This window comes from Paenibacillus sp. J22P218, assembly GCF_056269195.1.
Genome location: NZ_JBWDNL010000002.1, coordinates 741,124 through 760,611, shown reverse-complemented (window position 1 = coordinate 760,611; position 19,488 = coordinate 741,124). Strand labels below are relative to the sequence as shown.

The window sequence follows — 19,488 nt, the reverse complement described above, 5'->3', positions numbered from 1 at the left end:
TAACATCATTTCAATCGCTTATGCAGTTATGCCTGCGGCTCGTATTGTACCGAGATTTGGTCGGCCTTCAGTTCCAGCTTCGTCATGACAAGCTCCATGATGGCAGCCGCTTCGCTGCGCTCCAGCTTCTCGCTCGATACGACAACGTTATACTTATCGTTCTCCTCATCGATGACGACCATTTCGTATTGTTTCTGCAGTTCTTCCTGCAGCTCAGAAATCTTCGCGTATTTCGCCTCCACGCTCTCCAGCTGGCCCGCAGCTTCTTGGCCTTCGTCCGGGTTCGTGAGCACGTTGCCTACTGCGGCAAGCGCCTTGTCTGTCTCCTCTACCTTCTGTTGATCTTGTTTGGCAGCCAGCTCACTGAAGATGCCGCCATCCGTATAGCCTTGCGCCTCCACTTGCTCAAGAGCTGCCTTCTCCGCATCCGTTAACAGCGAGTCCTCTGAAGGCTGCTGCACATCGTCAATGACAAGTTCGTTTCCGTCTGTCGATACCTCAGTTGCGTTTTTGCCGCCTTGCTCCGTTTGCGTGTTGTCCGTTACGAGATCAGGCGATTCAACGTCCTGTGTGAATAAATAATACGCCGACAATACCACCATTAAGCTTAACATCGAAACGAGCCACACCGTTTGTCTTTTTGTGTTCATGAGAACACCCTCCCCAACTGATCAATTTTTTAACGCTTGCTAGGCACTACAGATATGCGGTTAACGGACACGCTCACGCCTTTTTCTACGGCATGAATGATGAGCTTCCTCACCGTCTCATTCTCCGCACCCTCAGCTACGATGAGAATGCCGCGAATGCGCGGGTTAATCGTCTTCGTAATGATCGGCTTCTGGTCGCCGGATACCTCGTAGAGAACGACTTGCCCTTCCTTATTGATGGAAGTAATATGTCTTCGTCCGCCGTTCTTATCGTTCTCATCTTGGATTTGCTGCGATTCCTGCTCGTTATGTTCGACGACAATCTCTTCGGTTGCATCGACCGTTACGAGCACATTAACCGTACCCACCCCGACGATTTTCTCCAAAATATCTTTGAGCCGCATCTCAAGCGGCTGCTCGATAGCGCCAAATTTGGAATCGAACGACGAGGCACCGTTGCTCCAAGCTGCTTCTTCTTGAGGCGGCGGATTCGCATCCGCCGTTTGCGGATCGACCCTGTTAAACGTCAGAAATGAATTCAAGATCATCAGCGCCGCTCCAATTCCGCCGACGATCAGCAATATTCGCAGCGTCTTCACTCGCTTCGGGCCGCTTGGGCCGCCGCCGACCGCCGATTCTATGCCTTCCAGCCATTTGGCCACCGCGCTGTTCCTCCTCATTCGCTTCTATGTCCAGGGGGTCAATATTACTGCTCATTAACTTGTTGTCTTACGACAATTGCTTTAGCCGCTATTCCCCAGCCTTCCGCCAGCAAGCCTCGTATCGCTTGCTCCTCGGCGGGAGCAGCCGATGTCCAGCCTTCGTCCTCCGAAAAATCCGTGGCCGGTGCCGAATGATCGTCCTTCTCCCCGTCAGCTCCAATTTCGTTATCTATATGGATGTCTATCGCAATCGCCTGCACCTCCTTGACAGAGTTCGAATCCTCATCTCCTGCCTTCGCGCCGTCTTTCTCTTTTGTTGCAGCCTCTAAGGAAACTGTTACTTTGTCCAGACGAGGCGTCCGAACACCTGCATCCGAGACCCAACTCAGTTCCGCGTCAACTTCCGATATAGGGGCATTCAACTGCTTCACCAGTTCACTCTTTATCGTTTTTTCCAACGTGATTTCGGTCAGCTTGGCCGCTTCTTGATCACGTTTCTCGGTAAGCTTCTGCGCATTCTGATTAATCTCGTTCATCCCCTGCATGTTCAAGCTTTGTTCGGCTGCTGATTGCGTCCAAGCAGAGAGCCCTTCGTCCAGCATCGAGTTCATATCGGTCTGCAGCAACTTCATAATCGGAGACATAATCGTCAGCAAAATAAAAAGTCCGACAACGAGCCGCACATACCGCAGCATCGCTTTGTTTGGCAACAGCAGTTCAACGAAAACGGCGATTAGGATGACCGCTATGATGTCTCTAAGCCAATCGCTAAGCCAAGCAACCATCGCCTACTCGCTCCCTCCTATCTGACCATCATTGCGGCGTTGCCGGCTGTCAGGATAATCGTCACCGCCAGGAAAAACATCAGACTCACGGCCGCAAGCGCTGCGAACACATAGATCATCGTTTTCCCAATCGTCTGCAGGCAGGTTACGATAGGCGAATCGCCAAGCGGCTGCATGATCGCTCCGGCCAAATTGTAGATGAGCGCAAGCGTCATTATTTTGATCGCCGGGAATGAGCTGATGAATAACAGGATAATAACCCCGGCTAATCCGATTGCATTCTTCGCCAGCATTGAAGCCGAAATGACGGTATCAGCAGCACCCGAGAACATTGGACCGACGACGGGAACGAAATTGCCGGCCACGAATTTGGCAGTCCTGAGCGTAACGCCGTCCGTCACCGCCCCGGTTGCGCCCTGTACGGATATGACGCCAAGGAAGATGGTGAGCATCGCTCCAAGTACGCCAACGCTTACGTTGCGAAGCAAATTCGCAAGCTGCGTCACCTTGAACTTGTCGGTTAAGGCGCTCGTAATATGGAGCACGGCCGAGAAGAACAGCAGCGGAAATACGACCGTGTAGATCAGCGTGCCGACTGCGTGAATCATGAAAATAATAAGAGGATGAAGCACCGACACCGACACGACATTGCCCATCGAAGCCAGCAGCGTCAGAAGCAGCGGCACCATCGCAAGCATGAATTGAATCATGCTCTCGATCGCTTCCCTCGCATAGCCGATTGCGACGTGAAAGCTGTTGACCGCAATAATAATCATGACCATGTACGTAATGGAGTAAGCGACCTTGCTGACGGCATTTCGTTCGAAAGCGTTCTGCAGCGTTTCGAGAACCATGCTGAACACCGTCAAAAGCACAATCGTGACGAGCAGCCGCCCATTATAGAGCACTTCATGCAAGAAGTACTTCATGATGCCCTTCAGCACATCGGTTAGCTTAAGCCCTCCGCCGCCAGGCATAATCATTTCCATGAAGCTCGGCACACGCTGTTCGGGAAAGTAACCGCCATATTCGCTGCGGAGCTTATTCCAATAACTCTCTACCGCGTCCGTATCGAGCCCGCCGATCTGATCAGCGGCCAATTCGTTCGTCAACTGCTCGGACTGGCTCGTCCCGGCTGCGGCAGGCTCTTCGGCATAAATGCCGGCTTCTCCCGACACTGAAGGCACGAATGAGAATAGCAGTACGGCCGCCATCACGGCGAGCAGCAGCTTGGCCCGATCTAAGGTGCTGGATATAGTCAGCATAGGCATCAGCTCCCTGCCGGCAGTAAGCCGATCACTGTCTCGACGATGACGCTTATGATCGGTACGGCCATGACAAGAATGAATACCTTGCCGGCGAATTCTATTTTTGACGCGATGCTTTCCTGCCCTGCATCTCTCACAATCTGTGCTCCGAACTCGGCAATATAGGCAATCCCGATTATTTTCAAAATCGTCTTCAGGTAAATGGACGGAATGCCCGACCGATTGGCCAGATCCTCAAGCACCGTGATGACGATGTCGATCTTGCCGATCAGATACAGGAAGATGAACAAACCCGTAAATGCCGCAAGCAGGAAGGCGAACATCGGCTTCTGCTCCCGTACGACAAGAATGAGGACGGTTGACATCAGGCCGAGGCCGACGACTTGAATGATTTCCACTTCGTTCACCTACTCGAATTGCGCCCAAGCTGCAGACGTCTACTGGAACAGAAATATCGTCTTAATTTCTTGAAAAAGGTCGTTCAACAGTCTTACAACCATCAGTAAGACGACAACAAACCCGATGAGCGTTACCCATTGCGCCATATCTTCCTTTCCCATTTGCTTCAGAACCGAATGGATCATTGCAATGACGATCCCGATGCCGGCAATTTGGAAAATCGCGCTCACATCCATGTTCATCCGTACGGCACCCCATTACACCATCAATATGACGATCAGCACTGCGATCAATACGCCAAGGCTTTTCCACATTTTCTCGTAGCGACCTTGATCGTCTCTGGCTGCATCCTCTTCCGATTTCAATTGCAATAAAGCTAGCCGCAAATGCTTCATCTGATCCTCTTTGTCGCTTATACCCAGCGTTGAGCCAAGACGCAGCATAACGGCTTGCTCGCCTGAACGCATCGAGGTGTATGGCCATTGCTCGTTAACGGCTTGCTCCCAGCTTTCGCGGAATGATTTCTCATCGCCTTGCCACACCCCGCCCGCTGCACTGCGGAACAGCTCGGACAACGGTGTTGGCGAGGCTTCCGCCGTTCGTTCGAGCGCCTCAGGAAGCGGCGTATGTCCGTAGCCTATCTCCGTCTCCAACCGTTGCAGCGCATGAGCGAGCTGCCTAAGCTGCTTCGGCCGATCCGCAAATCTAGCGGCCTGCTGGAAACCGATCATCGTGCCCGCGATCAGGATGAGAACTGCTCCAAGCAGCTTAATCACGGCTCACCAGCTCTGAACCGGCTGCTCGTGCTCGCCTCGCGCCGAGAAGAAGAAACGACTGGGTCAAAGGTGTCATACCGCTTGCCGCCCGAAGCTACGACGCGATGCATAATTCCATCTGCCGTTCGCTTCAGTTCAACGACATTAGCGAAGGTCCCTTCGTCAAGAAGCTTCTGAAGCACCGGCCTTCCGCGCGCATCCTGCAAATCGTACGCGTGCGCGGTCGCTACGACACTAACCCCCGCATGACTCGCCTCCCGAATCGCTTCGCCATCCTCCGGACGACCAATCTCATCCGCGATGATAACCTCGGGAGACATCGACCGAAGCAGCATCATCATTCCCTCTGCCTTCGGGCAAGCATCCATGACGTCGGTGCGAGGCCCAATGTCGAACGTCGGAATGCCCCTCATGCATGCAGCAATCTCTGAACGTTCATCAACGATGCCAACCTTGCGCCCTTGCCAGCCCTTCAGATCGCTTTGCTGCCAATAACCGTAGCTGACCGATCTGGCAATATCGCGGATGAGCGTTGTCTTGCCTTGCTGCGGCGGTGCTAGAATGAGCGTCGACAGCAGCGTCTTGCGCGACTTATCTAGCAGCTTAGGCAACAAGTGTGTCGAAGCTCCGAGTACTTCTCTTGCGATTCGGATGTTGAATGCCCCGATATCCCGAATTCCTCTTACCGTCCCGCCGTCCAAAATCGTTCTGCCGGCAAGTCCAATTCGATGGCCGCCCGTAACGGTAATAAAACCTCTTCGCAGCTCTTCTTCCATTGCATATAAAGAATAGTTCGTAATTCTCTCAAGCAGCTTTCGGCATAGATCGCTGCTCGACTTATACGTATCGTCCGTAGTCGATTGCCGGAGCGATCCGTCGTTTGCAACAAAGCGGGATTGACCGCGAAAACCAACTTCGAGCGGGCGTCCCTCCCGGATTCGTATTTCCTCTAGCTGCTCTTTAACCTGAGCGGGAAGACGCTCTAGCAACGACTTTAATTCAAGCGGCAGCAAATGTATGACTCGCGACAGCATGCTCATCACTCCTGGATGTTTGTCCTCTCGTAGTTCCAATTGTATGCAGATAGGGCGAAAATATGACTCGTTAGCGCGATTGCTAGAATCTATTATTTTTTCAAAATACCGATCATTAGGCAGATGATGCCAATCGCAACCCAGGTGAACTTCGCCGGCGAGAGCTTGTCTGCCATGCCGATTAGTCCGATTGTCGTCGTGGCGAGCAGAATGACGGGTCCGACAAAAGCGAGCGATGAATTGATGATTAGCGCCTTGTCGATTTGGTTCAGCTTCAACATGAGCAGGGCGGCGCAAATCTCGATCGTACCGGACATTAACCGAAGCGACGCCATCGACAATACGATTTTGTTCAACACGTGAAATCAGCCTCCTTTCCAATAAGATGCTATTACCTATGCTTATGCTTGCTTGTCTCTATTTCATGCAGGGCACATGCCTAACAAATGACGCATATAGTAAACCATTGGATTACAATACTGTCCCAAGCAAAGCGCGGGCAAGGAGACGATCGTCATGACTATTGCATCAGCCACGGGCTGGAATCGACTATTGCAAGATCCTAGCGGCAAACGGGCAGCTAGCCGAATGAACCGATTCGGACAAACGATGGTGATCGACAAAGGGATGGGTTTCCATCAGTTCGCTGATTTCGTGCAGCTAGCCGGCCCGCATGTCGACATCGTTAAGCTAGCATTCGGCACTTCCGTTCTCTATACGCCCGAGCTGCTTCAGCAGAAGCTCACGCTGGCTAGAGAGCAAGGACTAATCGTTATGCCTGGAGGCACGCTTCTGGAGGCTGCAGTTGCTCAGCAAGAAATCGGTTCTTTCATGGATACGGTATGTCAGATGGGCTTCAACGGCATTGAAGTGTCAGACGGCACGATCGAGCTGGACCGCAAACGAAGAACGGGCCTTATTAAAGAAGGCATTTCTAGAGGACTCCACGTCATTACGGAATACGGCAAAAAGGCAGCGGGCTCATTAATCGATCCCGAGGAGCTAGCCTTCACCGCAGAATGTGACTGGGATGCAGGCGCTATGCTTGTAACCGTTGAAGCTAGAGAATCCGGCGTAGATGTCGGCTTATTCGATGAATCCGGCAAATGCAGGGACAGCATGCTGGAAGAAGTCATTAGCCGGGTTGCGGAGCATAAGCGGCTCATGTGGGAAGCGCCGCAGAAGCAGCAGCAGGTTCATTTGCTTCGCTATTTCGGCGCTGACGTGCATCTCGGGAACATCGCGCCTTCAGACGTGCTGGCGCTGGAGGCTATGAGGCGGGGATTGCGCTCCGATACCTTCGAGTTCGGACAGTCGGATACGTTTTTTTATATGATTTGATGATTTAATGCTTTGGCTATGACTGCGAGGTCTATAACAATAGCCGAAGGAGAGGCGGAGACGAGACGATGCAAGTGCAAGTCATTTCAAGCGTTAATGAGGCCAGCTCGGCCAAGTTCCATCATAAAACGGCAATCATAATCGATGTTCTGCGTGCTACGAGCACGATAATTTCCGCGATTGAGGCTGGCGCTTCCTGTGTCCTGCCTGCGGAAACGGTTATGGAGGCGCGCGCGCTCCAGAAACCGGGCGACCTGCTAGGAGGTGAACGATTTTGCCGCAAAATAGCAGGATTTGATCTAGGCAACTCGCCTGATGAATATTCCGAGCAAAATGTAGCTGGGAAACGCGTCATCTTAACGACGACAAACGGAACGAGGGCCATTCACAAATCGATGAGAGCGGATTATGTGCTTACCGCGTCGTTGCTGAATGCCGAAGCAAGCGCCAAAGCAGCGCTTGACCTGCGCCGGGATGTCGTGCTGTTATGCGCGGGCAGCCATGATGAATTTGCTATCGAGGATGGTTTATGCGCCGGACTTGTACTGAACAAGCTGCAAGAGCTTGGCGGAGCGCCAGTAGAGACGGACGACTTCGGAATCGCTATGCTCGCGCTTTATCGCAATCGGGCAAACTACATCGTGGAAACCTTGTTGAGTGGTATGTCGGGTAAACGGTTATGCAAGCTTGGCTTCAAAAAAGATGTCGAAGCCTGTGCGGCTGTCGACGTCTATCAGACAGTTCCAAGGCTGAACGGGGATTTGTTGACGAGAAGCTAGAATGACATATTGACGCCCGCTTGTCCATATAATGAACTGTTCAAAGGCCGCTTATCAGGTGGTTTGCTGGGCATATCATTGTTCGAGGAGTCGTTGGGGATGGTCGGTGAAATTATATTAGTAGGCTTGATTATTATTGGTTTAGTTGGCCGATCTCCGATCATCGCCACCGCCGCTTGCCTGCTACTCGCAGTTAAGCTCGTTCATTTGGAGCGTTTTCTACCTGCGATCGAAAGGCGAGGTTTGGAGATTGGCTTATTATTTCTAACCTTCAGCGTACTCGTTCCCTTCGCATCGGGACGGATCCAGTCGAAAGAATTATTAGCGGCGCTAAGCTCCTGGCCAGGCTGGCTCGCCCTGCTTGGCGGCGCTGCCGCCACTTATATTAATGGCAAAGGGCTCGAGCTGTTAAAGGTCGACCCTCAGATCATTGTCGGGCTTGTGCTAGGCTCCATCGTCGGCATCGTCTTCATGCGCGGCATCCCTGTCGGGCCGCTTATGGCTGCCGGTATTACAGCTATATTGTACAAGCTGTTTAAGCTTATGGGCGGGTAGCTGCATGATTTCCGATTAATGAAAAAAGCCCGCTCGGCTAATGCCGACGCGGGCTTGCTTAACTTATGATTGCGATTAGCGACGGTCCTGTGGTCCGCCTACGAATACTTGCTCTGCCGTGTCGAGGTCGTATGCGGTATGAAGCGCACGCACAACTTCGTTCAGCGGCTCTGCTGAAATAACGCAGGAGCACTTGATTTCGGACGTGCTTACCATTTTGATGCTTACGCCGAGGGAAGAGATCGCCGCGAACATTTTCGCAGCTACGCCTGGATTGCTGACCATGCCTGCGCCAACGATCGACACTTTGACTAAATCTTCCTCGGAGCTTGCTTCGCGATAAGGGAAAGAGGAGCGAATGCTCTCGATTACGTTAATCGCTTTGTCCTTGTCGTCACGCGATACGGTGAAGGAGAAGTCGGCTTTGCCGTCCTGCACGCCGCTTTGAACGATAATGTCAACGTCGATGCCGTTGCCCGCCAACGCTCCGAATACGCCGGCAAGCACGCCAGGAATATCCTCAACGCCGATAATGCTGATTCTAGCTACATTTTTGTCAAACGCGATGCCGCGAACGACCACGCCTTGCTCCATGACCGCTTCCTCCTTTACGCTCGTACCTTCATTTTGGGTAAAGCTGGATCGAACAACCAGCTTCACATTGTTATGCTTCGCATATTCCACTGCTCGCGGATGCAATACTGCCGCTCCAAGATGGGCAAGCTCCAGCATTTCGTCATAGGAAATTTCATTCAGCTTGCGGGCATTCTTAACGACGCGCGGATCAGTCGAATAGATCCCGTCAACGTCGGTATAAATCTCGCATACGTCCGCTTTGATGGCAGCTGCAAGCGCAACGGCTGTCGTATCCGAGCCGCCGCGGCCAAGCGTCGTTATTTCGCCTTCCTCGGTCATCCCTTGGAATCCGGCAACGATCGCAACATTGCCTTCCTCTAACGCTTTGAACAGCCGGTCTGGCTGAATATTGGTCATCTTCGCTTTACCATGAACGGCTTCAGTGCGGATGCCTGCTTGCCAGCCCGTGAACGATTGTGCTTTATGACCTTCCTGATGAATCGTCATCGATAGCAACGCGATCGATATTTGCTCACCTACGGTAAGCAGCATATCCATCTCGCGCGCCGGCGGATTCGGATTCAGCTCCTTCGACTGATCGATTAAATCGTCGGTCGTATCACCCATGGCAGAGACGACGACCACGATTTGGTTGCCCTCCTGCTGCCTTTCAATTATACGTTTTGCTACGCGCTGCATTCTCTCCGGTGTACCGACAGAGCTGCCGCCAAACTTCATCACTATCAACGACAAAGCTGTTCACTCCCAACCTTGACATATACATACAAGTCAATATTATAACACAAATCGCAAGCTAATGGGTATATAAACCCACAAAAAAAAACCGTCCGAATGCAAGCACCGGACGGTTTTCCATCATTTTCAAATCCCGCTGCAACTATGCGCGGGAAATGTATTTACCTTCGCGCGTGTCGATCAGAAGCACGTCGCCTTCGTTGATGAACAAAGGAACTTGAACCGTAAGACCAGTCTCAAGCGTCGCGTTTTTCGTTGCGCCTTGAGCCGTGTTGCCTTTCACGCCCGGCTCCGTTTCCGTTACTTTCAGATCAACGCTCGTTTGCATCTGAATACCGAGGATTTCGCCTTGGTAGCTGGAGATGTTAACGTTCATGTTCTCTTTCAAGAAGTTAAGCTCCCATTCAAGCTGTTTCTTGTCGAGGTTGAATTGGTCGTAAGTCTCGTTGTCCATGAACGTATATTCGGAACCGGAGTTGTACAGGTATTGCACTTCGCGGTTCTCAATGATTGCACGACCGATTGTCTCGCCCGCACGGAACGTTTTCTCAACAACGTTGCCGTTGCGAAGATTGCGCAATTTGGAACGAACGAAAGCCGCGCCTTTGCCCGGTTTAACGTGCTGGAAGTCAATTACCGAGAAGATGTCGTTGTCGACCTGTACGGTCAAGCCTGTTTTAAAATCATTTACTGAAATCACTGAATATACCTCCTGAATAAATTGTTCCTATCCCAAAATAATGAGCTCTTTCGGAGATGAGGTTAATATTTTAATACCGGTTTCCGTAATCACGATATCGTCCTCGATACGAACCCCGCCGAAGCCGGGAATGTATATGCCAGGCTCTACCGTTACAGTCATGCCGGGGGTTAAAATCGTGTCGCTGAACTTCGACAATCGGGGCGATTCATGAATCTCCATGCCAAGGCCGTGACCAGTGCCATGTCCGAATAGATCGCCGTAGCCGTACTTCGCAATAACGTCGCGGGCAAGCGCATCCGCTTCACGGCCGCTAATGCCCGGCTTAATATGCTCAAGCGCATGTAACTGCGCTTCCAGCACGATAGAATATATTTCACGGTGCTTCTCGGTCGGCGTGCCGACCACTACTGTCCGTGTTAGATCAGAACAATAGCCTTGATAATAAGCGCCGAAATCAAGCTTAACAAATTCGTCTTGTCCTACAAGGCGATCACTTGCAACACCATGCGGAAGCGCTGATCGCTCACCGGATGCGACAATGGTGTCGAAGGAAGATGAAGTTGCGCCATGACTGCGCATGAACACTTCCATCTCAAGGGCAATATCCGACTCTCTGATGCCCGGCTTAATGATATTCAGAATGTGACTGAACGTCTTGTCCGCCAGATCGGCAGCTTCTTGCATCACCTTAAGCTCTGCTGCGTCCTTAATCATCCGAAGCTTCTCTACGAGCGCGCCGGAAGGCTGCAGTTCAATGCCTGGCAACGCCTCAGCCCAAGCTGAGTATTGGCTGTAGACGACATGATCCTGTTCGAAAGCTAACTGCTTAATGCCGTGCTTGGCAAGCAGCTCACGCACATCGTTAATCGGATTCGCACCATGCTCCACGATCTGGAAGCCTGCCGCCTGCTGCGGCGCTTGTGTACGATACCGGAAATCAGTGAGCAAATAGCTTTCGTCCTGCGTAATAAGCACCATTCCTGAGGAGCCTGTGAATCCGCTGATATAGCGGCGATTAATATCGCTCCCGATAAGAATGGCTTCATAGCTTGATTCCACTAGCAGCTTGCGCAGACGGTTTACTCTTTCGTTTGACATAAGCTACACTTCCTTTCATTCACTTACTTTGCAAATGCTGTGCCAACGCATCCAAGCCTAATAAGTAGCTATGCGCGCCAAAGCCCGCAATCTGTCCGACGGCAACCGGAGCGATAACCGATACATGCCGGAACGCTTCTCTTTTATGAATGTTGGACAAATGCACTTCAACGATCGGCAAGCTTACCGCGCTAAGCGCATCTCGCAGGGCGTAGCTGTAGTGCGTCCAAGCGCCAGGATTAATGACGATTCCGTTAGCAATGCCGAAAGCACTATGTATCCTGTCGATCATCTCGCCCTCATGGTTCGTTTGGAAGAAATCGATTTCGAAGCCAAGCGCCTCGCCCTTCTCCCTCACAAGCGATTCAATATAGGCCAGCGTTTCCGTTCCATACACCCCAGGCTCTCGAATGCCCAGCATATTCAGGTTAGGACCGTTTAGAACGAGAACTTTGCTCATGAATTAACCTCCCCTACGAACGCAGCTTTGTGTGCCCGGTAGAAGAGCACATCTGTCGTCACGCTGGGAAGCTCGAGCGATGTATTAGAGTTTAAGCTGATACTGCTTTCATTCTCTAGCGTAAACGGCTTTCACATTTTACCACAAATGCCCGCCGCTTGAGAAGTGATAACTCATGTCGGCGCCGGAATCGGCTCTCTCGAAGCTTCGTCCGTAAATTCGAAAGCGATGGAATAGCCGATAAACAACCCCCAAAGAATGAATACGCAGATCTCTGTGAACAATGTATTCCAGCCAGATTTCGTAATTGATGCCGTCATACCGAGCATTGGGCCGAGCAATAAGAAGATAAGCGCCCACCAGAATACGCCGTAACCGATTCCCGGCCATGGGCCGCGCAATTTCCCGAGAACCAGCTTATACAACAGTGCCGCAGCAATTGAAAATAAGACATAGCATCCTACTCCGGCTAGTTCCCCCCATCCCGTCCTCAAAAAAGACTGCTTAAAAAACGGATCGGCTATAAACCCCGGCAGCACGGTAGTAAACTTAATTTGATAGAACACCCACCTAAGTCCGCCCCATATGATTCCGGCGTAAAGTCCTATCATCATCGGGTACGTCCATGGATTCGTATGATGATCCGAGTAGACTTCCTGGTCGCTGCGTTTGTTCTTAGCCAACGTCGACATCTTAATTGACCGCCTTTCTTCCCTATGTTGTATCTGACTCCTTTATTATGTGACAATCGCCTTCTTTGCAATTCATCAATGCAATCAATGCACACTTAAACGGAATCAACCTACTCCTAACTCAAGTGCTGCTGGATGATGATGACGTTGGCAATTCACGCATAGATCAAGTACAATAGACTTACAAAACGATAGACAGATTCGTCGCAATAGGATTGATGACGAAACCTTACTTTGGGGATGGTGACAAGCTCTTGCCGCAGGATATTAGACGCGCTTATGGCGGACAAGCTGTTATCGAAGGCGTAATGTTTGCAGGCAAACACGTTAACGTAACGGCCGTACGGCGCAAAAACGATGAAATCGTATTTTACGAGGTCCCTTCCGTCTCGAAGCCTTGGGTACAACGCTTAAAAAAAATCCCTTTACTGCGCGGCGTAGTCGGCATTATCGAATCAAGCGCCAAAGGGTCGCAGCATCTTAACTTCTCCATGGAAGCTTATGCGGAGGATGAGACGAGCGAGGCCAAGGATAACAAGGCCGACTCGAACGCACAAGCAGCTTCAATCGATGTTACGAAAGAAAGCAAGGAAGAGAAGAAATCCGGAGGCTGGAGCATTAGTATGGTTGTCGGCGTAGCCGTTGCCGGCGTCCTGTCCTTCATCTTCGGCAAGCTCATATTTACTGCTGTGCCTGCCGCGCTGGAAGAATTGCTATTCGCAGGGGTATTCAGCAACAAAATCGGTCATAATTTATTAGAAGGACTTATTAAAATCATTCTGTTGCTTACGTATCTGTATTTCATCTCGATGACACCGCTCATCAAGCGTCTTTTCCAGTATCACGGCGCAGAGCACAAAGTCATTAGCGCTTATGAAGCCGGTGAAGATCTGACGGTGCGCAATGTTCAGAAATACAGCCGTCTGCACTACCGTTGCGGTTCGAGCTTCATTGTATTTACCGTTATCGTCGGCGTCGTTATATACTCGCTGCCCGTCTTCACATGGGATTCGATCTGGGAACGCGTCTACATCCGTATCCTCCTGCTGCCAGTCGTGCTTGGCATCTCCTACGAGGTGCTGAAGTGGACGAACGCGCTTAGAGACATTCCAGTACTTCGTTACCTTGGCTATCCAGGGCTCTGGCTTCAGCTATTGACGACCAAAGAACCGCAAGACGAGCAAGTTGCCGTATCCATCGCTTCCTTCAACCGGATGCGCGAACTGGAGCAACAAATGACGAAAGCTTAATTTCTAATAAGAAAAGAGGAATAGCGATGAGCAGAGTACAAGGAAAATGGAATGGATGGTCAATTACGATATTAATTTTGCTCGTAATCGGAGTGTTGTTCAGCATAACGACGAATCCGTTCGGCTTCATCCTTCCCATCGTCATACTCGGCGCGATCTTCCTCCTTTACAAATATCCGCCTTCGTTCTTGCAAGGGTATCGCCGCACGGGTCAGAGCCAGACGCGCGTCAAACAAGGCCGTTCATCATCGGCCGCTAAGCCGAAGACGAGCCGTCCACGTTCCAAGACGGTGCCCTTCCGAGTCATTGAAGGCGGCAAGGACGACAACGATATGCCTAAGTATCACTAACATCGAAAAAAGGGATTGCGGCCCGCGCGGGCTGCAATCCCTTTTTTTCATTAATCATTGCTATCTACTCTACTCGCTGTCCAGTTCGGAGCGCAAGGAGCGAAGCTCCTCCAGCCGCTGGCTGTCACGGCGGAAATATTCAACCAACGTCTCAATGCATGTAATGGAATCCCAGCTCAGATGATGCTCGATTCCTTCTACGTCGCGATAAATATTTTCATCCTGCACGCCAATCGTCGTCAGGAAATCTTCCAGCAATTGATGACGGTCAACCAAACGCTTGCCCATTTTTTTGCCTTTATTCGTAAGAACAAGACCGCGATACTTCTCATAGATCAAATAGTTGTCTTTGTCGAGCTTCTGTATCATCTTCGTGACCGAGGACGGATGTACCTCTAAGCCTTCCGCAATATCCGAAACACGCGCATATCCTTTTTCGTCGATGAGCTTATAAATTCTCTCTAAGTAGTCTTCCATGCTCGGAGTCGGCACCTGAAGAACCCCCTAACCCTGCATCTTCACCTTGTTTCCTCGGCGTTACTCTATGTATCATACACTGTACGAGCCTGACACTGCAACCCGTCCCAAATGCCGCACTGCATCTTTCCAGTTTGGTTCGTCCTCGAATTCCATACACTATAAGCAATGATGCCAAGCATGAATGCCATTATTCGAGGAGGACTTTGCTTACATGAGCGCTAACGTGATTGATCGTCCGAAAATAGACCGTTCGATGCTTTCCTTCGTCCCCGAGCTTGTTTATTTCGAGCCCTCCGCGCTCGATTATCCGAAAGGCAAACGCATTTTTGAATGGGTGAAGGAGCAGGGCATTCCTTATCGTATGACATCGTCGCATAACCGCATTACGAATCTGCCCGGCGATACGGAGCTGGAGCAATATAAAATTGCAAAACGCACGCTTGTCGTCGGCATTCGAAAGACACTCAAATTCGATACGTCCAAGCCTTCAGCGGAGTACGCAATTCCTATCGCAACTGGCTGCATGGCGCACTGTCATTATTGTTACTTGCAAACAACGCTGGGAGCTAAACCCTATATTCGTGTCTACGTCAATATCGACGACATCATCGAAGCGGCCAAAGGTTACATTGAAGAACGCAAGCCGGAAATCACCCGCTTCGAAGCAGCCTGCACTTCGGACCCTGTCGGACTCGAGCCCATTACTGGCAGTCTGCGCGAGTTGATTGAATTCATTGGCGAAGAGCCGCTGGGAAGGCTTCGATTCGTCACGAAATTCCATCATGTCGATTCGTTGCTGGATGCGAAGCATAACGGCCATACGAGAATAAGGTTCAGCGTTAACGCCAAATACGTCATTAAACATTTCGAACCGGCCACCTCCCGTTTCGAACAGCGTATCGAAGCGGCGGTCAAGGTCGCCAAAGCTGGTTATCCGATGGGCTTCATTATCGCGCCGATTATCTGGCATGATGGCTGGGAGGAAGGGTACGGCGAGCTGATAGCCGCTCTGGCTGCCGATTTGCCACCTGAGGCAAGGCGTGATCTCACGTTCGAGTTAATTCAGCACCGGTTCACGAAGACGGCTAAAACCGTCATTGAGAAGCGTTACCCTCGTACGAAGCTGGAGATGGACATGGAGAAACGCAAATACAAATGGGGACGCTGGGGACAAGGCAAATACGTATATCCCGATGAACAGGCAAATGCGCTCCGCATGTTCATATCGGAGCGCATTTTCGAGCATTTTCCGGAAGCGAAGATCGAATACTTTACTTAGAACTTCAGCCATTCCGGCGTTATTGAATTAAGCCAAATCGTAATTTGGGTCATTTGATCCGTGAATAGCAGCACGCCCATGAGCAGCATTACGCCGCCGCCGATCTTCATGACAAGGGAAGAGTACTTCAGTATCCATCTTGCCGTTCCAAGGAAGAAGGCCAATACGAAGAATGGGATTGCGAATCCGAGCGCATAAGCTGTCGTTAACTGGAACCACGTATCCGGCGACGAAGCTGCCAAGCCAAGAATAGCAGTCAACACGGGCCCTACACAGGGCGACCAGCCTGCCGAGAAGCCGATACCGAACACGAACGAGCTGATATAGTTTGATTTCCGCGGAATCAGATTTTTCCTCGTGTCTTTGAGCAGCAGCTTCGGCTGGAATAGTCCGATCAAGAACAAGCCCATCAGAATAATGAGTATTGCCGACAACTGACGGATAAGCTGACGATATTCGCTGAAAAATTCCGCGAACAGATTCGTCGAGTAACCTAAAGCATAATACACCGTACAGAAGCCCAATATGAAGAAGAACGTATGCGACATCATGCGCATGCGCTGCTTCTTCGTATGGTCGTTTTCTTTCAGATCGGATACCGAAATACCGGTTATGTACGATAAATAAGACGGATATAAGGGCAAGCAGCAAGGTGACACAAACGAAGCAATGCCGGCGGTGAACGCCAGCCAAATATTAACATCGGTCAAACCATTTCACCTCAATCTCAAATCAGCTGATCAGTTGCCTAACTTCATGCCTCGCTTGAACACGAGCAGCAGAAGCAAAATAACGATTAGCAGCAATACAATCGTTCCGCCTGGCGCTAGGTTCCATACTCCCGCAATCAGCAAGCCGGCAACGACAGTAATCTCGCCGATAATAACGACCGAAATAACGCTTTGCTTGAAGCTTCTCGCGATAATTAGACTGCACGCAGCCGGTATCGTTAATAGAGCCGATACGAGCAAAGCGCCTACAATCTTGATCGATACGCTAATAACAAGTGCCGTAAGCACGCTAATCATAACATTATAGAAACGGACGGGCAACCCGCTTACCGCAGCCGCATCCTCATCGAACGTAATGAGAAACAGCTCCTTCACCTGCGTTCGGATCGCAATCAGAATGACAAGCGTTACCGCGCCAATCAAATAAAGATCGCCGCTGCTAAGCGTGTAGATGCTGCCGAATAAGTAACTGTTCACGTTCATGTTGAATCCTTTGCCAAGCGTGAACAGCAGCGAGGCCAGCGCCACGCCGCCCGACATCATTATGGCAAGCGACAGCTCGGCGTACGTCTTATACGCTTTGCGAAGTTTCTCGATGCCGAATGATGCGGCTATGGCGAACACAAGACCGACCGCTATCGGATAGACACCAATAAGGAAACCGAGTGCAACGCCGGCAATCGATACATGCGACAGCGTATCTCCGATCATCGATAGTCTGCGCAGCACTAGAAATATGCCCATCAGCGGCGCAGTAACACCAATTAACAAGCCCCCGATAAGAGCTCTTTGAAAAAACTCGCTAGTAACGATCTCCAATCCGAACAACCTCTTTCCCGCTCTCCAATTGCTCCCTTAGCCCTTTCAAGCTATGTGCCAAATTGCTCTCTACGCAATCCTGCGTCTCATGCGAATGTCTGATATAGAACTTCAGCTTGCCGCTCTCCGAAGCCGGCTGCTGGCCGAGATACGACCGAATCATATCCATGTCATGCGACACCATCAGGAACGTCATATTATGATGCTGATGCATATGCTTGATCATATGGAAGAAGCTTTCCTGCGTCTCGGTATCGATACCGACCGTCGGCTCATCCAGAATGAGCAGTGACGGATTGTTGATCAGCGCCCTTGCGAGAAATACGCGTTGCTGCTGACCGCCCGAGAGCAGACCGATCCGTTTCTCGCTTAAGTCCTCGATCCCCATAGCATGGAGCGCATCATCGCATTTCTGATGATCTTCCATCGTTACTTTCTTGAACACCTTATTCCGCCCGTACAGTCCGGACAGCACCACTTCTCTCACAACCGCCGGAAACAACGGATTTAGCGAGTTCTTCTGCGGCACATAGCCGATCCGTTCCCATTGCTTGAACTTCTCAATCGGTTGTCCGAACAGACGAATCTGCCCATGCGTCGGCTTCAGTAAACCAACTATCATTCGCAGCAATGTCGTCTTGCCGGCGCCATTCGTTCCGATTAAGCCGATGAAATCCCGTTCCTTCACACCGAAGCTTACGTTCGAAATGACCGGCTGCTGTTGGTACGAGAACGATACCCCGTCGAGTGAAATAACCTCCTGATGGCAATTCGGCGTTTCGTTTATTAATGTTTTTGGTTGCGGCATGTTCTATCTCCTTACAGCAATAAGGGGCTATATCTCAGCGATATTAGCCCGCTTGCCTGACTATCGTTACCCTTTATTGTAATGCTTGCGACAGATATTGCAAGTTTCGTTCCATAAGCGTCAAGTAGGAGTCGCCTGCCTTCTCCTGCTCCGATGTAAGTCCCTCCAGAGGGTTAAGAACTTGCGTCTCTACATCCGCCTCATCGGCAAGCGTCTTTGCTAAGTTATCGGATACCAGCTCCTCGAAGAAAATAACGCGAACATCGTTTTCCTTGACGAATTTGGCGATTTCCAACAAGTCTTGCGCGCGCGGCTCGGCGTCCGGGCTTAATCCCATAATGGCCACCTGATTCAAGCCATAATCTCTTGCCAAGTAACCGAACGCCTGATGGGATACGACGATATCCTTTTTGCTCGCTTTTGTAAGCTCCGCCGTATATTCAGCATCGATTGCAACGAGCTTTTCTTGAAGCGCAGCAAAGTTTTGCTCATAATCGGCTTTATGTGTACCGTCTGCCTCGATTAAGCTATCCTTTATGTTTTCCGCCAAAATCAGCGCGGATTTCGGACTTACCCACGTATGAGGGTCCAAGCCTTCATGGTCGTGGTCCTCTTCGCCTTCGTGCTCATGCTCGTGTTCCTCTTCTTCTTCGCCATGAATCAAAGTAATGCCTTCGCTCATTTCCTTCACTGCTACGCCGCTATCCTTGGACAACCCTTTCTGGAAATCCTCAACCCAGCCTTCGAGCCCAGCCCCGTGATACAGGAACAGATTCGCGTTCGAGGCCGTACTCAGATCCCGGCTTTTTGGCGTCCAGTCATGCGGTTCAACTCCTGCTGCGACGAGATTATCGACCTTCACATGCTCTCCGCCGATTTCCTTAGCCATAAAATACAAGGGATAAAAGCTTGTAACGACGCTCAGCTTGCCGTCTTGTTCCGTATTGCCCTCTGCTTTATTCGTATGATTAGATGTATTGCCGCAAGCCGCAGTCAATAGCGCGATTGCTGCAACTAAGCTTATTGCTAAGTATCGTATACCTCTTGTTCTTGTTCTCATCATGTTACACTCCATTTCTTCATTCCTAGGATGATAGCCGGCTGCCTGACTTCGCTTTCCCTTAATCGTAATCGTTATGATTACGTTTTGTATTATACGACGGCAGCTATAGGCTGTCAACGATAAATATAGTTTCATTCCGATTCGGAAGGCGCGTCCTATCTCCTGTATTGACCC

25 protein-coding genes are annotated in these 19,488 nt (G+C 50.7%); 6 read left to right on the top strand and 19 right to left on the bottom strand.

Annotated elements, in window-relative coordinates:
• Nucleotides 1–26 precede the first annotated feature (26 nt).
• From AC0YN0_RS12255 to AC0YN0_RS12215, 9 genes are all read right to left on the bottom strand, one after another.
• A complete protein-coding gene (locus AC0YN0_RS12255; RefSeq protein ID WP_475821494.1) occupies nucleotides 27–650 on the bottom strand; it encodes a SpoIIIAH-like family protein in 624 nt (207 codons plus the stop codon).
• Between the two features lie 29 nt (nucleotides 651–679).
• The gene (gene spoIIIAG, locus AC0YN0_RS12250) at nucleotides 680–1,312 is read right to left on the bottom strand and encodes a stage III sporulation protein AG (RefSeq protein WP_475821493.1); all 633 of its coding nucleotides are present in this window, start codon (nucleotides 1,310–1,312) and stop codon (nucleotides 680–682) included.
• A gap of 44 nt (nucleotides 1,313–1,356) precedes the next feature.
• Nucleotides 1,357–2,097: a stage III sporulation protein AF gene (gene spoIIIAF / locus AC0YN0_RS12245; RefSeq protein ID WP_475821492.1), complete on the bottom strand. Its 741-nt coding sequence runs from the start codon at nucleotides 2,095–2,097 to the stop codon at nucleotides 1,357–1,359.
• 17 nt (nucleotides 2,098–2,114) lie between these two features.
• Complete coding sequence (spoIIIAE, locus tag AC0YN0_RS12240) at nucleotides 2,115–3,362, bottom strand: stage III sporulation protein AE (protein ID WP_442052220.1); 1,248 nt, start codon at nucleotides 3,360–3,362, stop codon at nucleotides 2,115–2,117.
• 5 nt (nucleotides 3,363–3,367) lie between these two features.
• Nucleotides 3,368–3,763 (bottom strand): stage III sporulation protein AD, encoded by a 396-nt coding sequence (spoIIIAD, locus tag AC0YN0_RS12235; RefSeq protein ID WP_307467306.1) that lies wholly within the window; start codon nucleotides 3,761–3,763, stop codon nucleotides 3,368–3,370.
• 39 nt (nucleotides 3,764–3,802) lie between these two features.
• Nucleotides 3,803–4,006 carry a stage III sporulation protein AC gene (gene spoIIIAC, locus AC0YN0_RS12230; RefSeq protein ID WP_337101677.1) on the bottom strand — a complete coding sequence of 68 codons (204 nt, stop codon included), beginning with the start codon at nucleotides 4,004–4,006 and terminating at the stop codon, nucleotides 3,803–3,805.
• Between the two features lie 15 nt (nucleotides 4,007–4,021).
• Nucleotides 4,022–4,540: a stage III sporulation protein SpoIIIAB gene (gene spoIIIAB / locus AC0YN0_RS12225; protein ID WP_475821491.1), complete on the bottom strand. Its 519-nt coding sequence runs from the start codon at nucleotides 4,538–4,540 to the stop codon at nucleotides 4,022–4,024.
• Nucleotides 4,537–5,574, bottom strand: a complete 1,038-nt coding sequence (spoIIIAA, locus tag AC0YN0_RS12220; protein ID WP_475821490.1) for a stage III sporulation protein AA — start codon at nucleotides 5,572–5,574, stop codon at nucleotides 4,537–4,539. Before spoIIIAA ends, spoIIIAB begins: the two co-directional genes overlap by 4 nt.
• Nucleotides 5,575–5,666: 92 nt before the next feature.
• Nucleotides 5,667–5,933, bottom strand: a complete 267-nt coding sequence (locus tag AC0YN0_RS12215; protein ID WP_337101674.1) for a YqhV family protein — start codon at nucleotides 5,931–5,933, stop codon at nucleotides 5,667–5,669.
• A gap of 157 nt (nucleotides 5,934–6,090) precedes the next feature.
• On the opposite strand from AC0YN0_RS12215, the gene comA reads away from it, so the two are divergent.
• The 3 genes from comA (at nucleotide 6,091) to AC0YN0_RS12200 (ending at nucleotide 8,249) form a co-directional block, all read left to right on the top strand.
• Nucleotides 6,091–6,915, top strand: coding sequence for a phosphosulfolactate synthase (gene comA / locus AC0YN0_RS12210; RefSeq protein ID WP_475821489.1), 825 nt, complete (start codon nucleotides 6,091–6,093; stop codon nucleotides 6,913–6,915).
• A 68-nt stretch (nucleotides 6,916–6,983) separates the two neighbouring features.
• Nucleotides 6,984–7,694: a 2-phosphosulfolactate phosphatase gene (locus AC0YN0_RS12205; protein ID WP_475821488.1), complete on the top strand. Its 711-nt coding sequence runs from the start codon at nucleotides 6,984–6,986 to the stop codon at nucleotides 7,692–7,694.
• Between the two features lie 99 nt (nucleotides 7,695–7,793).
• Nucleotides 7,794–8,249 carry a DUF441 domain-containing protein gene (locus tag AC0YN0_RS12200; protein ID WP_337101671.1) on the top strand — a complete coding sequence of 152 codons (456 nt, stop codon included), beginning with the start codon at nucleotides 7,794–7,796 and terminating at the stop codon, nucleotides 8,247–8,249.
• A gap of 75 nt (nucleotides 8,250–8,324) precedes the next feature.
• Here the strand turns inward: AC0YN0_RS12200 and AC0YN0_RS12195 are convergent, their stop codons facing one another.
• The 5 genes from AC0YN0_RS12195 to AC0YN0_RS12175 all read right to left on the bottom strand — a co-directional run bounded on the left by AC0YN0_RS12195 (nucleotide 8,325) and on the right by AC0YN0_RS12175 (nucleotide 12,534).
• Nucleotides 8,325–9,578, bottom strand: coding sequence for an aspartate kinase (locus tag AC0YN0_RS12195; RefSeq protein WP_337101670.1), 1,254 nt, complete (start codon nucleotides 9,576–9,578; stop codon nucleotides 8,325–8,327).
• A gap of 145 nt (nucleotides 9,579–9,723) precedes the next feature.
• Nucleotides 9,724–10,281 carry an elongation factor P gene (gene efp, locus AC0YN0_RS12190; RefSeq protein ID WP_475821487.1) on the bottom strand — a complete coding sequence of 186 codons (558 nt, stop codon included), beginning with the start codon at nucleotides 10,279–10,281 and terminating at the stop codon, nucleotides 9,724–9,726.
• Nucleotides 10,282–10,308: 27 nt separating this feature from the next.
• Nucleotides 10,309–11,382 (bottom strand): M24 family metallopeptidase, encoded by a 1,074-nt coding sequence (locus AC0YN0_RS12185; protein WP_475821486.1) that lies wholly within the window; start codon nucleotides 11,380–11,382, stop codon nucleotides 10,309–10,311.
• 19 nt (nucleotides 11,383–11,401) lie between these two features.
• Entirely contained in the window at nucleotides 11,402–11,842 is a 441-nt protein-coding gene (gene aroQ, locus AC0YN0_RS12180) for a type II 3-dehydroquinate dehydratase (protein WP_475821485.1), read from the bottom strand.
• 173 nt (nucleotides 11,843–12,015) lie between these two features.
• Nucleotides 12,016–12,534, bottom strand: a complete 519-nt coding sequence (locus AC0YN0_RS12175; protein ID WP_475821484.1) for a YqhR family membrane protein — start codon at nucleotides 12,532–12,534, stop codon at nucleotides 12,016–12,018.
• A gap of 218 nt (nucleotides 12,535–12,752) precedes the next feature.
• Between AC0YN0_RS12175 and AC0YN0_RS12170 the strand changes: the two genes are divergently transcribed.
• Nucleotides 12,753–13,784 carry a DUF1385 domain-containing protein gene (locus tag AC0YN0_RS12170; RefSeq protein ID WP_475821483.1) on the top strand — a complete coding sequence of 344 codons (1,032 nt, stop codon included), beginning with the start codon at nucleotides 12,753–12,755 and terminating at the stop codon, nucleotides 13,782–13,784.
• 26 nt (nucleotides 13,785–13,810) lie between these two features.
• The gene (locus AC0YN0_RS12165; RefSeq protein WP_475821482.1) at nucleotides 13,811–14,134 is read left to right on the top strand and encodes a hypothetical protein; all 324 of its coding nucleotides are present in this window, start codon (nucleotides 13,811–13,813) and stop codon (nucleotides 14,132–14,134) included.
• Nucleotides 14,135–14,203: 69 nt separating this feature from the next.
• Here AC0YN0_RS12165 and mntR read toward each other — a convergent pair whose 3' ends face one another.
• Nucleotides 14,204–14,626, bottom strand: a complete 423-nt coding sequence (mntR, locus tag AC0YN0_RS12160) for a transcriptional regulator MntR (protein WP_337101663.1) — start codon at nucleotides 14,624–14,626, stop codon at nucleotides 14,204–14,206.
• A 199-nt stretch (nucleotides 14,627–14,825) separates the two neighbouring features.
• Here mntR and splB point away from each other — a divergent pair, with 199 nt between their 5' ends.
• The gene (gene splB / locus AC0YN0_RS12155) at nucleotides 14,826–15,893 is read left to right on the top strand and encodes a spore photoproduct lyase (RefSeq protein ID WP_475821481.1); all 1,068 of its coding nucleotides are present in this window, start codon (nucleotides 14,826–14,828) and stop codon (nucleotides 15,891–15,893) included.
• Here splB and AC0YN0_RS12150 read toward each other — a convergent pair.
• From AC0YN0_RS12150 to AC0YN0_RS12135, 4 genes are all read right to left on the bottom strand, one after another.
• On the bottom strand, nucleotides 15,890–16,603 hold the full coding sequence (locus AC0YN0_RS12150; protein WP_337101661.1) for a cytochrome c biogenesis CcdA family protein: 714 nt from the start codon (nucleotides 16,601–16,603) through the stop codon (nucleotides 15,890–15,892). The two genes, splB and AC0YN0_RS12150, sit on opposite strands and share 4 nt — an antisense overlap.
• 30 nt (nucleotides 16,604–16,633) lie before the next feature.
• A complete protein-coding gene (locus tag AC0YN0_RS12145; protein ID WP_475821480.1) occupies nucleotides 16,634–17,443 on the bottom strand; it encodes a metal ABC transporter permease in 810 nt (269 codons plus the stop codon).
• The gene (locus AC0YN0_RS12140) at nucleotides 17,427–18,251 is read right to left on the bottom strand and encodes a metal ABC transporter ATP-binding protein (RefSeq protein ID WP_475821479.1); all 825 of its coding nucleotides are present in this window, start codon (nucleotides 18,249–18,251) and stop codon (nucleotides 17,427–17,429) included. The genes AC0YN0_RS12145 and AC0YN0_RS12140 overlap by 17 nt, the downstream gene beginning before the upstream one ends.
• A 73-nt stretch (nucleotides 18,252–18,324) precedes the next feature.
• On the bottom strand, nucleotides 18,325–19,314 hold the full coding sequence (locus AC0YN0_RS12135) for a metal ABC transporter solute-binding protein, Zn/Mn family (protein WP_475821478.1): 990 nt from the start codon (nucleotides 19,312–19,314) through the stop codon (nucleotides 18,325–18,327).
• Between the last annotated feature and the right edge of the window lie 174 nt (nucleotides 19,315–19,488).